Source organism: Pseudozobellia thermophila, from assembly GCF_900141855.1.
Classification (GTDB): Bacteria; Bacteroidota; Bacteroidia; order Flavobacteriales; family Flavobacteriaceae; genus Pseudozobellia; species Pseudozobellia thermophila.
Map to the genome: position 1 here is coordinate 434,023 of NZ_FQYU01000001.1, position 16,468 is coordinate 450,490.

Annotated in this window: 11 protein-coding genes and 1 tRNA gene; 3 read left to right on the plus strand and 9 right to left on the minus strand. The window is 42.7% G+C overall.

What is annotated here, in order from left to right; all coding sequences use genetic code 11:
* Position 1 precedes the first annotated feature (1 nt).
* From BUB37_RS01870 to mce, 7 genes are all read right to left on the minus strand, one after another.
* Positions 2 to 3,538 carry a helicase-related protein gene (locus BUB37_RS01870; protein ID WP_072987620.1) on the minus strand — a complete coding sequence of 1,179 codons (3,537 nt, stop codon included), beginning with the start codon at positions 3,536 to 3,538 and terminating at the stop codon, positions 2 to 4.
* Positions 3,535 to 5,262, minus strand: coding sequence for a nuclease-related domain-containing DEAD/DEAH box helicase (locus tag BUB37_RS01875; RefSeq protein ID WP_072987623.1), 1,728 nt, complete (start codon positions 5,260 to 5,262; stop codon positions 3,535 to 3,537). Before BUB37_RS01875 ends, BUB37_RS01870 begins: the two co-directional genes overlap by 4 nt.
* Complete coding sequence (locus BUB37_RS01880) at positions 5,263 to 8,040, minus strand: hypothetical protein (protein ID WP_072987626.1); 2,778 nt, start codon at positions 8,038 to 8,040, stop codon at positions 5,263 to 5,265.
* Entirely contained in the window at positions 8,037 to 9,584 is a 1,548-nt protein-coding gene (locus tag BUB37_RS01885) for a DNA cytosine methyltransferase (protein ID WP_072987630.1), read from the minus strand. The genes BUB37_RS01880 and BUB37_RS01885 overlap by 4 nt, the downstream gene beginning before the upstream one ends.
* Before the next feature lie 114 nt (positions 9,585 to 9,698).
* Positions 9,699 to 10,460 carry a hypothetical protein gene (locus BUB37_RS01890; protein WP_072987633.1) on the minus strand — a complete coding sequence of 254 codons (762 nt, stop codon included), beginning with the start codon at positions 10,458 to 10,460 and terminating at the stop codon, positions 9,699 to 9,701.
* A 312-nt stretch (positions 10,461 to 10,772) separates the two neighbouring features.
* Positions 10,773 to 10,846 (minus strand) — tRNA-Ile (locus BUB37_RS01895).
* A gap of 133 nt (positions 10,847 to 10,979) precedes the next feature.
* Complete coding sequence (gene mce, locus BUB37_RS01900) at positions 10,980 to 11,384, minus strand: methylmalonyl-CoA epimerase (protein ID WP_072987636.1); 405 nt, start codon at positions 11,382 to 11,384, stop codon at positions 10,980 to 10,982.
* 71 nt (positions 11,385 to 11,455) lie between these two features.
* Between mce and rbfA the strand changes: the two genes are divergently transcribed.
* Positions 11,456 to 11,848, plus strand: coding sequence for a 30S ribosome-binding factor RbfA (gene rbfA / locus BUB37_RS01905; protein ID WP_072987639.1), 393 nt, complete (start codon positions 11,456 to 11,458; stop codon positions 11,846 to 11,848).
* A 2-nt stretch (positions 11,849 to 11,850) separates the two neighbouring features.
* The gene (locus BUB37_RS01910) at positions 11,851 to 13,038 is read left to right on the plus strand and encodes an ABC transporter permease (RefSeq protein WP_072987642.1); all 1,188 of its coding nucleotides are present in this window, start codon (positions 11,851 to 11,853) and stop codon (positions 13,036 to 13,038) included.
* 4 nt (positions 13,039 to 13,042) lie between these two features.
* On the opposite strand, the gene dusB is transcribed toward BUB37_RS01910, so the two are convergent.
* Together dusB and BUB37_RS01920 are read right to left on the minus strand one after the other, a co-directional pair.
* Positions 13,043 to 14,038: a tRNA dihydrouridine synthase DusB gene (gene dusB / locus BUB37_RS01915; RefSeq protein WP_072987645.1), complete on the minus strand. Its 996-nt coding sequence runs from the start codon at positions 14,036 to 14,038 to the stop codon at positions 13,043 to 13,045.
* Positions 14,039 to 14,082: 44 nt separating this feature from the next.
* Positions 14,083 to 15,309 carry a M28 family peptidase gene (locus tag BUB37_RS01920; RefSeq protein ID WP_072987648.1) on the minus strand — a complete coding sequence of 409 codons (1,227 nt, stop codon included), beginning with the start codon at positions 15,307 to 15,309 and terminating at the stop codon, positions 14,083 to 14,085.
* Between the two features lie 33 nt (positions 15,310 to 15,342).
* Between BUB37_RS01920 and BUB37_RS01925 the strand changes: the two genes are divergently transcribed.
* Positions 15,343 to 16,452, plus strand: coding sequence for a TolB family protein (locus BUB37_RS01925; RefSeq protein ID WP_072987651.1), 1,110 nt, complete (start codon positions 15,343 to 15,345; stop codon positions 16,450 to 16,452).
* The last annotated feature ends 16 nt before the right edge of the window (positions 16,453 to 16,468 follow it).

Sequence of the window (16,468 nt, forward strand, 5' to 3'; positions counted from 1 at the left end):
ATCAACCTAAATTCATTATTCCTATTCTGCCCTCTTCATCAACCCCTCTCATGGAAGTCAATGAAGGCAGGGACAAGCCACCATTTCTAATATCCTCGGTAACTTCATTTCCTATGGCATACATTAAGGGAACCCAATTTTTATTCAGTATTCCATAATTACCGGGATCCCCGTATTCTTGGAAACCATTTTTCCAGAACGCTATTCTTTTGTCAAACAATGCCATGGTATTTTGTACTTCACTTGGGTCTATAATCCCACACCTAGATTTAATGACCTCCCGTACCCAATCAGTAAGGCTTTTAAATTCCGCTTCATTGTTACTGATATCCGGATTGCGGGTAAAATGACCTTCGCTGAAACTCCGGACAAGGCCAATAATAACAGCATGTAAAACCCGCTCTCTTGCATTGATAGAGAAAGGCGTTACAGAAGTTGGTTCCACATAAGAGTATATTTTATTATGGAACGACTGGAAGTGTTCATATTGGGATTTGTCACGAGGTTTGGATGGACTGTACAACATGATTACCAGGCCAGGACCCTTTATGTCCCTACCGACTCTTGAACTTGCCTGTATATATTCAGCAGTGGTCTTTGGTTGACCATGAATTAGCATTAAACCCAACCGTGACACATCAACTCCCGTAGCAATCATATTGGTGGCAAGGCATACATCAAGCGCAGAAGATGTTTTTCCGGTATAACTCTTTTCCAATTCCTTTAAGGCATCCGGGATTTTTGAGCTTGCAATTCGACTGGTCAACTCTTTGAACAGCTTCAGCCATCGTCTTTCCTCATACGGTATTAATTTTCTTTTCTGAAGGATAGATAAATAATCTCGAATATCGGCATATATCAAAGATGCGGCCATTCCCAATTCTCGAATGGAATTGAAGAATCCGAGCAATGTCCAATAATAATCCTTAGTTTCAGGAGGATAATCCGCTGTTCTAATAGATTGTAGGATTGACGCATAAAGGCGAACGACCGAGGTCTGACCAGATCTATAGCCCGGTGCCAATACCCCGATATATTTTCTTCCCGGATTTTCGGGGGATGGTTCCTTTTCTTCAGAAAACCAAGTATCTCCAAAATTAATTCCTTGAGGGGGGAAAATGTTTAGGTTGTCGCTGGCGTACAATGCCTTAACTTGTTCCGAAGCCCTACTTATGGTTGCTGAGGAAGCAACTATTTTTGGTGGGACATAATCTTTACCATGAAATGGATATTCCCGTTTGTTATAATTATTGCATAAAGTAATGACAAGGCTCTCGTAAAGACCTACAACCGTGCCCAAGGGACCAGAAATCAGGTGCAGCTCATCTTGGATGATCAGTTCCGGTGGGGTTATTCGACTCTTGACCCCATTTGACCTAAACCCAAATAGTTTTCCTGAGTCAAAATCATTCGATGATCGACCGGGTTGCCATGGTATCATGGCAAATTTATCGACTGTTCCCAGTACCAATGTCGGACAAAATTCAAAGATGTCCTCATCCACAACATAGAGCGGAAGTTCTGATTCAAAAAACTCACAATACTCATTTTCACATCTAAAATAGGTCCGTGCAGCAGAGACTGAACCATCTGTTTGAGCCAAACCCGATACTCTCTTATGTCTGCTCGGGGAATCCAATTTGCCAATAGCAGCACCGCAGCAAGGACACTTCGTTACAATAAAGTTGTAATCAGCAGACTGGAAATTGCGCCCGGTCAGTTCCCGATACAATTCATTGGCATGTTTTCTTTTATTTGGGGTGGAGGTTCCCCCTACCCATAATCCAATTGAAAAAGGATCTGGCCCCAGTTCCAACATATTATCATCTTCCTTCCGAATCAATTCACAAGCACAGATTAGGGAAGAAGCTCTTTCGTATTGTTGCGTTGTGAGTAATCTAAGGGTATAGCGCATCAATATGGATGTTCCGGAAACATAATCAAAATCCATGTTTGCCTTTGCCCTGATTCTCCTGGCAAAAATTGAAAAACCCGCAAGTCCAAGATAGGCTTCTGTCTTACCACCACCGGTCGGGAACCATATCAAATCCACTATTTCACGTTGTTTGGAATTTTCATCCCATATTGAAATAAGGTTCATTAAGACAAAAGCGATTTGAAATGGGCGCCATTTTCCATTGTATGTTCCCTTATGAAACTCTGAAAGATCTGCATGTTGATGAACATCTTCTTCCAATGGTGTGAGGACATACGAACCATGATCTTCACGAATCCAGCTTCTTCTTGGCGTCTTGGAACGTTGTTGTTGCCAGATCATGGCCCTGTTCATCCACCGGAAACATTTGACCAAGTCAGATGCAACATCACTCTCCGTGAGCAACTGCACACCTTCTTTGATCCTACGTAAGTTTTCCTTACATTTTGAAACGTTTCTTAATGCCGCCCCTTGAAATTTCTCATCGAGATTGCCTACGGCCAGTTCCAAGTTTGAAATCCATATTTCATATTGAGTGGTGAGCTGATTCAAACTGGCTTTTGCATCATCCCAATCTCCATAATCGGATAGCTCCAACATACTTAGTGTCACATGTTGGGTAGGGGATACCTGGGGCAATTCATAAACTGGAACGACAGAGGTGGCCAAACCATAGACCCTATCATTGGATTCATCCCATTGTACAGAACACCCATGACCAATGGCATATGTTTTCTTTTCCCGATATAATAAAAGCAATTCTTCCTCTTCTTCAGTGTCGTTGGCGGAATTTCTTTCATCATAGGGTAAAATATGGCCTCCGGACTCATCCTTGATATATATTTTGTTTTGGAAAAGAATTGCCCTGTCATTTTCTTCCTGATTGGTACTGGCTAATATTTTGTTGATGATGGTAAATGTGAGGATACATTCGCCTTTGTCTATGTGTTCTTTTCTGGATCGATTGTAAACCCTCAGTGTAAGCCAGTCTTGATTCGTATTCCATGGTGTCACTGCAACCACCTTTTCAAATACTAACCCTCTGTTAAATCCAATTTCTTTCAAATCGAGAACGACCTCCTTTATGTCTAATGGTCTTCTGGTCCAATTTCTCCGCAATACTATTGCTCCGGACTGAGTATTCCGCTTATCTTCATATCCTCTATCGACCACTCTCTTTTCCGCTATCCCTTGATTAGACCTTTCATACCAAGCAGCATTGATATGCACGCTGATTGTACCATGATCGGCTTTCATTTTACATGTAAAACCCATAGCTGAGGGTAGGAATTCATTCGCTAACCCAATGGACTCATCGGAATCACCATCATCTGCTAAACTACCTTGGGTAGTTCTTGAATCATCATGGTACTCGGAAGGTTCTTCTTCAACATCGTCATCAGTGATTGCTGTATTTTCATCCAATTCCGTGATATTGGTCGCTTGAGGGTACAACATTCCGGCCCCATACCTCAGTTTTGGCGAACCATGTACTCTTTCCAACAGAATTTCTTCCCCTGTTGTTTCATCAATGTATGCCGGATGTGGATCTGGGCCACAGACTTCTTTTATGATATCATCGATTATTTGATCTCGAATCATGATGTTTGATTTATTCTCATTGATAATAATTGATTGTAGGAATTCTCAAGTCCTTTGTCCAAAACAAGATAGAATTTCAATTTGGCCCTACTGATCGATACATATAATAGACTTGTGGAATGGTCGGATTCCAACTCCTCGAACTCTGTGGCTATCACAAAGGAATTTTGAAGCCCTTTGTATGCGTGTATGGTTGAAAAGACAAGACCATTATTGATGTGATTCTTCAATTCCACGGATTGCAGCATTAAGCTGTTTTTTGCGCTTTTGCAGGATAGTAAGGTAATCTTGGACTCGGGAATTCCTTTTGAAGTCAAGTCTTCTATAATCTCAACTACCTTTTCGACCTGTTTGGACTTAATCGGGAAATAATGTTCTACCTTTTCCCCCTCCAACATCCCTTCGGGACTTGATTGTTTCTCGCACCCAGTAGTTGTGTGATTAAAGAGCACAATTTTCTTACTGTTTCTACAATTAATCCTTAAGGGTGGTACTTTGATAAATGCAGCTTTTGAGGCTAGTATGTCAAGTACGCTTGAAGGGTTGTCCAGATAGATCAATTGATTGCAAAAATCCCCGAAAAAGACCCATTTTCCATTGTTCAATCCTCCTTTTAACATGATATCGAAAACATCCAGATAGGATTCGGTGAGGAGGTCTTGGGATTCATCTATGATGAGCAGGTCAAATTTTTCCTCCGCTGTGAGTTCCTCAAGAGCATACATGGTCTCCAATGGTAAGTCTGTTGAATAGAAAGGTTCCTGATTAACCTTGGGGGGAACTAGTTTTGTCAAAGTCATCATAAAGCTGTGAAGATTACCAACATAGGAATTGGTTGCACTCAAATCAATTACCTTGGATAGTTCAGACTTTAATTTATGTCCCAGTTTTTTATTGAAGCACAATAACCCAACTTTCAATCCTTGGTTGACATTTCTTTGAAACCATTCCGTCGCCATTATGGTTTTCCCGGTTCCAGCACCTCCTTGTATCAAGACCCGATCATTGTAATCCATAAAAGAAAGCGTTTCAAACTGTTCTTCTGTAAAATGATCGATAAGGTCCTCTTCATCCAGTATTTGGTTCAAGTGGGTATAGTTATAACTAAAATCACCTCGTAATAGTTTGAAAATAACTTCACAATCTTTTTTCGAGGGCCTTGAATCATTGACATTATACCATATTTTATCGGAGTATTTATGGTGAAAACCACGGGAAAGTGATTCTATATAATGACTGGCTGGAGCCCTAAAACCAGATCTTGTGAAGAGTTGCCAAGATTCTGCCTCGGGGCCATAATCATTAAACTCCTCGAGACCGGTAAACATAACCCCCCATCCGAATAGTAGTTTGTTGATTTTGGTTTTCAATTTTGCATGGTCACCTGCCAACTCCAACAAGTAAGATCTTAATGAATGCATCGTATCACTCACTTGTCTAAAAGGCCCAATTGTAGATGTGTTTACTTTGCCATCGCGGTTTTCAAATTTCCAGATGCCACCATCACGACTGACTTTACCGTGTTTTACTTCCAACGCGAAAATTCCAAGTCCGGGAGCCAATACCAAAAAGTCCAATTCCCCTGACACCCTTGTTAAATGTTTGGAGATAAACAGGGAATGGAGAATGATAAAGTGCTTGGCATTGATATCCGTTTTGAAATGACGGAACACCTGCTTTTCTCCATTTGAATTGGCACTATCGATATTGTCCGGTACAATCATTTATTTAAGAAATTTCATGGTTGAATGGTATTCAATTTTCAGGTCACTTCTTTTTTCGATGCCTACAATCTCGTTTTTCTCGCCTTTTACCTCGATGCCTTGGACTTCGATGGTAAACGTGTCATCGAGGGCATCGTGTGATGTACCGATTATTTCAGCAAGCTTGTCTTTTACAGCTCGGTCCAGTTTGTTTTTGGCTTTTAGAATTACCGTCTTTGCCCCTAGAATGGCCTTTGCCCTTTCCAAAAGTTCTTCTTTGGGATAGTGTAATCCAAGTATCATTTTTAGGTTTTCATAGGTCGGGGCAAGCATCATTTCATCGTGTAACCATCGAAGTACATTGTAGTTTTCCGGGCTTCCTCCAATATTAAGAGATTGATTTACTTTTTCCAATCTTGCCACCAATTCTGACACGTCTTCATATTTTTGGCGTTCTTTCTTAAGAATCTCCCGCCATGATTCTAAGGTTTCCATATAAGTGAGCATGGCCCTTGAACCTTCCAAATATTTGGTAATGGATCGTCTGGACACATTGACGATGACAGCAATGTCTCCTACTGCAACGTTCTCTATTTTGCTCGAATAGGTTTCAATGGAACCTGTAATGGATTCTTTTAGCGTAAGGATTCTCCAATTATGGGGAAAGAATACATAGCTTCCATTTTCGAAATGCAGAACGTTACAATTCAGCATATACTGGCCACTGGCTTCTCGATCATCATTCGAACCTCTGTATCCGGAATAACGTAGTTCATGGAGCATTTGTTCGAACTCTTCATATTCAGTGGTCATGGTCTTATCGTCTTCTCGGTCATCAATCCCACAACTCTTAAAATGTATTGAACTTTCGATAATGGATTTAATTTGATCATCGTTCTTAATCCTGTACGATTCAAGTTCATTCAGGCATGCTGGAAAGTTTTCCACATAATATCCTGAACCGATTTTTCTTTTAAGAGTATTCGTGGTTATGGAAGACTCACAATGGTTCAGGACAAAATTTACGTTTGGTATCACTTTTTTAAAAATGCTCTGGTCGATATACTTGAATAAATATTCTCGGTATGGATAACCCATAAATTTGATTCCCTTTGCAGTTGCATCTATATCATTGTGATGAGTTATTGTCCCCTGATCGGCCTCAATGGGAAGCATGAAATGCACATCATTGATACTGATGTCCTGATAAAATAAATGGTTGTGATCATCAATATATCTTTTGGGTTGTCCACCTAAAAGGATATATGATTTCAGGTTGGCCAATGATGTATATATGGAAGCTTTTATTTCTTTGTCCAAGCCTGAACTGGACGTATGATATACCTCGATAAAATTGTCGAGCAAACCAATAAGTTTATAAGTGTCCGGCCTAACTATAGCGTTTTTAAGTACATATAGGAGAGGTCTTAAGGTTTGATAATAGGCTTTTTGTAAAAGCTTATGTTCTCCCAAAGAGGATAGGAAGTTTTTTGATTCCAATGCGTTGAAGATGTGATCAAATTCATTGAAATTAACTTCCTCAACCGTGATTTTTTGGTTTACAAAACGACAAAAGGTATTGTTGTTGACATTGTCAATGAAATGAGATTCTTGATCAAGTTGAAGTTCCAAATCAGCAAGCTTGTTTTTATCCCAATTAAAGCGGTATGCGTCCTTAAATGATGCATGGTCAAAGATTGTTTTATACATATCGAATTCGTTCCACTCACTAATGACCCTATCACTTATTATAAATACCGGAATATGATGACGGGATAGATATTTCATGGTGTTGGGATTTTCCAACATAAGCTGTGGATCATTCACGAAGACAGCGGAAACATCATTGATTAGATCATCTTCAATTCCAGGATGGTACTTCATTAGGTTTTGAAGTTTGTTACCTAAATTTTGATAATCGGAACTCTTTAAAAGGGCTGAATAGAGAGACTGGAATTTGTCGACGAACTTTTTTGTTTTTAGGAATCGTTCCAGTAATCCAAGACAATCGTGAACGATGGTTTTGATTTCCGAGTCTTCAAATTCAATACTCTTTAAATTTTGTGTGACTGCCTTGACAAAGAATTCCGTGTTCTTATTCGAATCATCATCCACGCTTCCGTCAAAGCATCCAAAATCTGGAGATATAAGTAGATTTTTATCCAGTAACACCGTTTCAGATAAAGGCTCATCATAAATTAATGTATCGCTCAATTGTCGACGGAAAAGTCCTGCCTTCCCTCTACCGGAAATCAAAACTACCTTTGCTGACAATGCGCCAAAATTGGGGTTAAGGTCCAGACTGAGGATTTGCGTCAATGCCTTTCGCTTATCGAGGAATTGCTTCTTTTTCTTACGATAGTGAACATATTTGTTCACCATCTTTTTTCTTGCAGGGTTAATGAACTGAATGTTCTGCATCTTGGTGTAGGCCGTTACACCATCCGAGAACTTCATGACCAGCTTATTTGAGCCAACATCGATCCTTTGAAATAGGGCCGTTGTTGAGAAAATGTCAATTTTATCACCTGCTTTCAGGTCCAACTCACTAATTCTATTTTTGCTTTGATGCACATAGTTATAGAAAAATTCATTAATCAAAAATTGAACGGACATCCACAATGCTGTACTTTCTTTACAAGGAAATGTAATCACCATGGGTTCACTACTCTCTTTTCGATTAATTTCTTCGGAATAATCCAATGCGATTGCTGTGGATGCCTGAATTACAGGACTAAATTCACGGCTTCCCAAATTCAAATAGAATCTTTCTTTTGCGTTATTGAGGTATTCCTTCACTGAACCAACTTCTTTACAATTTGTGCTATTTGGTACGCGAGATAGGGCGGCACGGCGTTTCCCACTTGATGAAATTGGGCTGTTCTACTGCCTCTAAATAAATAATTATCTGGAAAAGTTTGAATACGTGCTGCTTCTCTGACGGTAAGTGATCGACATTGTAAGGTGTCATAATGAATAAAATAATGACCGTCTTTAGATATATGACTTGTTACAGTAGTTGCGGGCTCGTTAGGTACCTGCACCCTGAAACGATCAGCAAATTTGCCTGAATCCACATTAGCATGATCAGGCAATAAATCTTTATTATGCATTGCATAATCTTTTAAACGAGGAAATCTTTTATATTTCTCCACATAAAGTCCAGCAAATAAATAACGCATTAAATCCTGCGATAAGTGTGACCTTGACTCGTGGTTAATAACACCTTTTAGTCGTTTATCAATAAACCAATCCCTTAAAGGATGTGTTTTTGAAATTAAGTTAGTTGCTTTTATGTATTCTGCTCCAGTACCTAACTCTATCTTTTTAGGACCTTTTGAAAGCCCGTTTAAATCTAAGTCTCCCCAATCAATAATTTGGTTAATATTTTGGGACATCTCATTTAACCAATTATCATTTGTATTATCTATTTTTTCATATAAACGTTTAGGTTTCCCGTTTTTATAAACTTCAGAGGGGTGATAGTGTGTGAATTTTCTGTTTAAACCACTCCTTACTTTTGGTAAATTATGGATTACAGACTTTAATGTGACCCCTTCTTTTTCTTTTAAATAATCGCCGTTATGCTTGTAATCCTTTCTTACTCCTAAAAGAATAACTCTATGACGCTTTTGAGGAACACCATATCTCTCAGACTTAATTAAAAAATCCGAGTCCTTTTCTACTGGCTTCACAAATGAATGAATAGTGTAATTATTTCCATCTCTTAAATCTCGTTTCATCCAGTCAAATACTCTTTCTCCATCAACCTTTGCAGACAACAAGCCTTTAACATTCTCCATTACAAAAATAGCCGGCTTATGCTTCTTGATTATTCTTAAATATTCTTGATACAAGTAGACCCTATGATCATCCCTATCAATCCCACCGACTCTCGATCGCCCAACATTAGAATAGGCTTGACAAGGAGGGCCACCTATTAAGACCCAATCCCTATTCCCTTTTAATTGTTCTTTAATTAATTTGTCAACAACTTTAGGTGGCCAGTTTTTAGAACCTAATTCTATTAATCTTGCTTCTTTTCTGGCAATCTTACCTTCCTCATAGCGATCTAACATTTTTTCAATAAGAACTTCTCTTTTTGATAAATCCAACTCTTTTAAAACGTTGTAATAATCCTCTGGCACATCTTTATTGTTCTTTTTGAACTGTCGAAAAAAACTTCTTAAAGTAAGGGTCTTATGTGCGTTTATATCTTTTTCTATGGAAAGTTTAATGTCAAAAACTGATTTGCCTTCTTCATTTTTCAAAGACATAAAACCTTCCCCAAGACCACCTGGACCTGCAAAAAGATCAATTATAGGTGTTTTTTTTTGTTCCATATTAGGTTTGAATTTAGACAAAAATAAATGTCTTGTAAAAAGAGCGAAAACCCTCTTATTCTTTATAATATATTTCTGGAAACAATAAATCCAGTAGATAATTCTATACCTAATCTAATTGCTTCTATAGGAAAAAGAAACCGTATAGGTGTTTGTTTCGCCTCCATCCGTATAAGCAGAAGTAACGGTAGCCGAAGTAGGGTAGTCCCCGTCATACACATAGCTTATGTTCACAACATATTCTACTTCCCCTTCTTCATTTTTATATATAATTTGAGATGGGTTGTTATTAAAAAACAAGGCCTTTGCCTTTACTATATCCTGAGATTGCGGCGCTATGCTAAAATTTAGGCGAACACCGTCCATTACGTCTATTAAACCGCCCGCCTCCATGGTCTTGTAAAATAAGTTTGGTTTATCATCGTAAGTCACTTGCGCCGTATAATAATATGGTTCCATATTACCTGACATATAATTATACCTCTCCTCTATAAACTTTAGTATATAAGGGTTCCCGTTATCATCATATTCCATCACCTCCCCGTACTCAAAGGCATCATACGGTGATTGATATAATTCTTCTATGGATAAATTTCCACCGCCACTGGTAACATTTGCCAACTCTCCATTGTCATACGAAAAAATACCCGTGTCGTTGTCCTTTGTCACCGTGGTCAGTTTATTCTCGCCATCGTAAAGAAAAAGAACATTGCTGTTCTCATATGAATCTTGTGCGGAAACTACAGATATAGCGCTCAACAATCTAGTTTCTACATGGCCATTGACCTCTTCAAACTCATCTGAGGTCGATTTATCACAACTATAGTTGAATCCAGTAATCAATGCCAATAAAATTAATTGCTTTTTAAAACTCATAATTAAGGTTTTTGGTTTGTAAGATTTATTATTGGTCGCAATTTAGAACAGAAGAATCATTGTGTTTTACGGTTTTCCGTAAGTCAAAAAAAATCCAACCTAAACGAATAGATTGGATATTTTTTAAAGTTAGCCCCTCCTAGGTTAGCTCGCCATGCTCATGGACCATTAGTGCCCGCTCCTGCCAATAGCAAACCACGCTTCGCTAGCGCGAATCGTTCTTTTTTATTTTGGGGTAGAAGCCCGGGCAAGCCCGGCTTACTACCTAAAAATAAAAAACCCACACCATAGGCGTGGGTTTTCTGCTTGATGTGGTCCCACCTGGGCTCGAACCAGGGACCCCCTGATTATGAGTCAGGTGCTCTAACCAGCTGAGCTATAGGACCGGTCGTCTTAAAAAATCGGGCGCAACATCCAATACCAACTTAGAGATGCGTCCGAAAATGAGGGCAAATTTAACCATTACGCCCAACTACACAAAATAATGTTCTCCATTTATGCCAAAATATGGCTCCGAGCCTAGTTTTTCAAGTCTTGGCACAGCTCGACCAAAACCCCGTTGCTGCTTTTGGGGTGCAGAAAGGCTACCAGTTTGTTGTCCGCCCCCCTTTTGGGCCCTTCGCCCAGTACCTCAAAGCCCTCCTTGCGCAGCCTTTCGATCTCCGACCTAATGTCGTCGACGGCAAAGGCGATATGGTGCACCCCTTCGCCCCTTTTCTGCAAAAAGCGGGCAATGGGGCCGTCGTCGGTAAGCGATTGCAGCAGTTCGACCTTGCTTTCGCCGGTCTGAAAGAAGGAGGTGATTACCCCCTCCGAGGCTACCTCCTCTATCTTATAGTGCGGCCGGCCCAAAAGCTTTTCAAACAGCAGGTTCGAGGCTTGCAAGTCCTTAACGGCTATGCCGATATGTTCTATTTTCTTCAATTGACACGGGTTTTTGCCCTCCTGGGGTTTTATCTTCCTAATTTACATTTAATTCTGCGTATTTTTGCCCTATGGAAACACAACGACAGAAAAAAATCGCAGGCGTAATACAGGAAGACATCGTCGATATCCTACAACGTGCGGCAATAGATGGAGGATTGCAGGGGACGATAATTTCCGTAACCAAGGTAAACGTTACTACCGACCTCTCTATCGCCAAGGTGTACGTGAGTATTTTTCCGAACGACAAGGCGGCCGAACTGATGGAGGGGATCAAATCGAACCAGCCCCTGATCAAGCACGAGCTGGCCCAACGTACCCGAAATCAATTGCGAAGGGTGCCCGAGCTCCTGTTTTTCCTCGACGACTCCCTCGACTATATCGAGAACATCGAGAAGTCGCTCAAAGGCGACGAGAACCCGATTAAAAACCGCGACTTGCTCGATAAAAGAAAAAAACTGTAGGGTTGAATTTTCCGCTTTATATCGCCAAACGCTACGTTCGCTCCAAAAGCAGCCAGAACGCGATAAACATTATCAACCTGATTACCTTTTTGGTGATCGTGATCGGTTCGGCGGCCCTGTTTGTCGTGCTGTCGGGCTTTGCCGGACTCAAGACCTTTAGCCTTCAGTTCAGCAATACCTTCGACCCCGACCTGAAGGCCCTGCCGGCCACGGGCAAGTTTTTTACCGTAAGCAAGGAACAGGAAGCCCGGCTCAACGAAATAGCGGGGGTGGCCTCCTTTACCAAGGAGCTGGAAGAAAAGGTATACCTCAAGTACCAGGGCAAAAGCCATATTGCCATCATCAAGGGCATCGACACCAACTACAACCGGGTGACGGCCATCGACAGCACCATCCTATACGGCACCTGGCGGGTCAACCCCGACCAGGCCGTGGCCGGTATCGGGGTGGTCAATACGCTCGGCCTTTCGGTCAACCAGAGCGCCCTGGTCGTCCTGGCCCTAAAGCCCGGCAAGGGCTCCCTCTCGGCCAAGGACCTCAAGACCAAGGCCTATTTTATCAGCGGGGTGTTCGGCGTGGAGGAAAACCTCGACAAAAAATACGTCTTTGCCGACCTGCCCTCGGTACAGAACCTCTTGGAAAAAGCCCCCGGACAGGTATCGGCCCTGGGCTTTAAGCTCGACGACACCGAAGACCTCGCCGCGGTCAAGAACGAAATCGCCGAGGTGCTCGACCATAGCGTTGTTCTCCGCGACCGCCAAGAGCTCAACAGCACGCTGCACCGCATGCTGAACACCGAAAACCTGGCCACCTACCTGATCTTTACCCTGGTGCTGATCATCGCCCTGTTCAACGTCGTGGGGGCGATCATTATGATGGTACTCGACAAGCAACAGAACCTAAGAACCCTTTACAACTTGGGTACGACCCTCGACAAGCTCAGGGCCATCTTTTTTGTCCAAGGCCTATTGGTAACGGGTATCGGAGGCTTGATAGGCGTGCTCTTGGGTTCCCTGCTTATCGGGTCGCAAATCGCCTTTGAGTGGCTGATGATCACCCCCTCGCTGCCCTACCCGGTCGAATACCAGGTTAGCAATGTACTTATCGTACTCGGTACCATTATGGTCTTGGGCGTGATCGCCTCGAAAATTGCCAGCAGTCGAATTACCAAGAAATTGATCGTGCAGTAAGGAATTAGGCCGAAAACTCGTAGTCGCCAAATTTGTCCAACACCTCGTCAAAGGCGGCAAATACATCGGCGGCATCGTCACTGGTAACCATTTTCATACGGTATTCCTTAAAGTTGGGAATGCCCTTAAAGTAATTGGTGTAGTGCCTACGGGTCTCAAAAACCCCCAGTTTTTCCCCTTTCCAATCAATGGCCATTTGCAAATGCCTTCTAGCGGCCTCTACCCGGGCTTTCATATTGGGCGGGGCCATGTGCTCCCCGGTCTTAAAATAGTGCTTTACCTCGTTAAAAAACCAAGGGTAACCGATACTGGCCCGGCCGATCATGGCCCCATCCAATCCGTATTCGTCCCGCATTTTCTTGGCGGCCTCGGGCGTATCTACGTCCCCGTTGCCAAATACGGGAATATGCATCCGCGGATTGTTCTTTACCTCCGCAATAGGCCGCCAGTCCGCATTGCCCTTGTACATCTGTGCACGGGTACGGCCGTGAATGGCAATGGCCTTGCATCCCACATCTTGCAAACGCTCGGCGACCTCAACAATCTTGATCGAGCTTTCGTCCCATCCCAAACGGGTTTTTACGGTAATGGGCAACTTGGTGCGTTCCACCATGGCCTTGGTCAAGGAGACCATCAACTCCACATCCTTTAAAATACCGGCTCCGGCACCCTTGCTCACTACTTTTTTGACCGGGCACCCAAAATTGATGTCTATGATGTCGGGATTGGATTTCTCCACAATTTCCACCGATTGCAGCATAGAATCGAGATTGGCACCAAATATCTGAATGCCAACGGGGCGTTCCTTTTCGTAAATGTCCAGCTTCATGATGCTCTTTGCGGCATCGCGGATCAGACCCTCCGAAGAAATAAACTCGGTATACACCACATCGGCGCCGTTCTCTTTGCACAGGGCACGAAAAGGGGGGTCGCTTACATCTTCCATCGGTGCAAGCAATAAGGGAAAATCGGGTAATTCTATGTCGCCAATCTTGGGCATATCAATGTTTTGCTTCTGTTTTAAGGGTGCAAAAATACGTTTATTTAAAACGTGATTTTCGCCCTTATCTTTTTACCGTTTCGGTCGACCGTTACTTCCGTAGCGTTTCCTTCCTCAAAAACCGAAAGCGCCCGCATATAGCTCATCATGTCGACCACGGTACTATCGCCCAATTTAATCACGATATCGCCTTTTTGTAAGCCTGCGGCTGCTGCGGGTTTTCCTTTGGTGACCCCATCGATGCGCATGCCCTTTCCGTCGAACAGGTAATCGGGCATAACCCCAAGGGCAACCTTGAACCTAGGGGTGTCCTCGCTTTCGTTCTTGGTTTCGCGAAAGGCAAGTTTGGCATCGTCGTCAAGGTCGGCGATAACATCCAAAATATAATCACTGATTATTTCCATGCCCTTGTAGTTCAATTTATCGGAATCGTCGGAAGGTTTGTGATAGTCCTTATGTTGGCCCGTAAAAAAATGCAACACGGGAATATCCTGCAAATAAAAGGAGGTGTGGTCGCTGGGGCCCACGCCCGATTCGCTCAAGACCAGCTTAAACCCTGGATTGTTGGCGTTGAGCACCTGGGCCCAAATAGGGGCGGTACCCGTTCCGCTGATGGATAGGGTCTTGTCTTCCCTTAGCCTGCCCACCATATCCATATTGATCATGTAGTTCGCCTTTTTCAAATCGATGGTCGGGTTCTTTGAAAAATAATTACTGCCCAGAAGTCCCATTTCCTCGCCCGAAAAGGCGATGAACAAATAATTGCTTCCCGTAACGCTATCCTTAAGTTTTTTTGCTAGGTCCAACAATACGGCCACTCCACTTGCATTGTCATCGGCCCCGTTATGGATCGCCTCGCCATCGGCATACAATGAACCTTCGCCCCCCATGCCCAAATGATCGTAGTGGGCGCCTATAATCACTGTTTTATCCGCTTTATTATCTACATACCCGATTACATTGGTTCCGGTAATGGTGCTATCGCCAGCAACAAACTGCACTTCGGAATGCGGGTCTTTTTTGGGTTTAAAGCTAAAGGTCTGAAAATAAGTGCCGCCGTTTCCTTTTGGAAGAAGTCCGATCTCCTTCATGCGTTGCTGCAAATAATTTGCCGCCTGTATTTCGTAAGGTGTTCCCGTTTCCCGGCCCTGTAGGCTGTCACTTGCCAAAAAGGCAACATCGTCTTGCATACTTACGGTTACCTCTTTTTCCTGTTTACAGGATGACAGAATCGCAAAAAAGATCAATAAAATTATTTGCTTGCGTGGCATAGCGTGTATTTTTGACAAAAATACACATACTCCATGAGACTTTTATTTATTTTAGGAAGCCTATGTTTATTGGGAAGCTGCAAACCGGAGCCCAAGAACACTGCACCCCAAAAAGAAGAATCAACCTCTATTATGTCCGGTGCCGATACCCTGATCTACCCCGAGGAAAAACATTTTAAGAGCATCCGCCAAATTACCTTTGGGGGCGACAATGCCGAGGCGTATTGGAGCTGGGACGACAAACAGTTGGTCTTTCAATCGAACAACAAGGCTTGGGGCGTAAACTGCGACCAGATGTTCTTGATGAATGTGGGCGAAAGTTTTAACGATACCATTAGGCCCCCTATGGTGAGTACCGGCCTTGGCCGTACGACCTGTGCCTATTTTCTACCCGATAACAAGCATTTTGTCTACGCCTCTACCCATTTGGCGGATAAGGAATGCCCCGAGGTTCCGCTTCGGAAAAACGGGAATTACGTTTGGCCCGTTTACGATACCTTCGACATTTTTGTCTCCGACCTGGAAGGGAATATTACTGCCCAATTGACCGATGAGCCCGGTTACGATGCCGAAGCCACGGTTTCTCCCAAAGGCGATAAAATCGTCTTTACCTCCGATAGAAGTGGTGACCTGGAGCTGTATACCATGAATTTGGACGGTTCGGACGTGAAACAGATCACCAACGAGCTGGGTTACGACGGTGGTGCCTTCTTTTCTCCCGATGGAAGCCAATTGATCTTTAGGGCATCTCGCCCAAAAACGCCCGAAGCCATAAAAAAATACAAGGACCTATTGGCGGAAGGCCTGGTAGAACCTACCGAAATGGAGCTTTTTATATGCAATGCGGACGGAAGCAACCTAAGGCAACTCACCTTCTTGGGCAACGCCAATTGGAGTCCGTTCTTTCATCCTTCCGGAAAAAAAATATTGTTCTCCAGTAATTTTGAGGCCGAGAAAGGGTTTCCGTTTAACCTCTACCTGATCGATATCGATGGTAAGAACCTGGAGCGCGTCACCCATGGCAAAACCTTTGATGCCTTTCCCGTGTTTTCGAACGATGGCAAATATTTGGCCTTTTCGAGCAACCGCAACAACGGGGGTACTAGGGATACCAATTTGTTCATAGCCGAGTGGCAAGAGTAACAGACCCTTCTTAAAA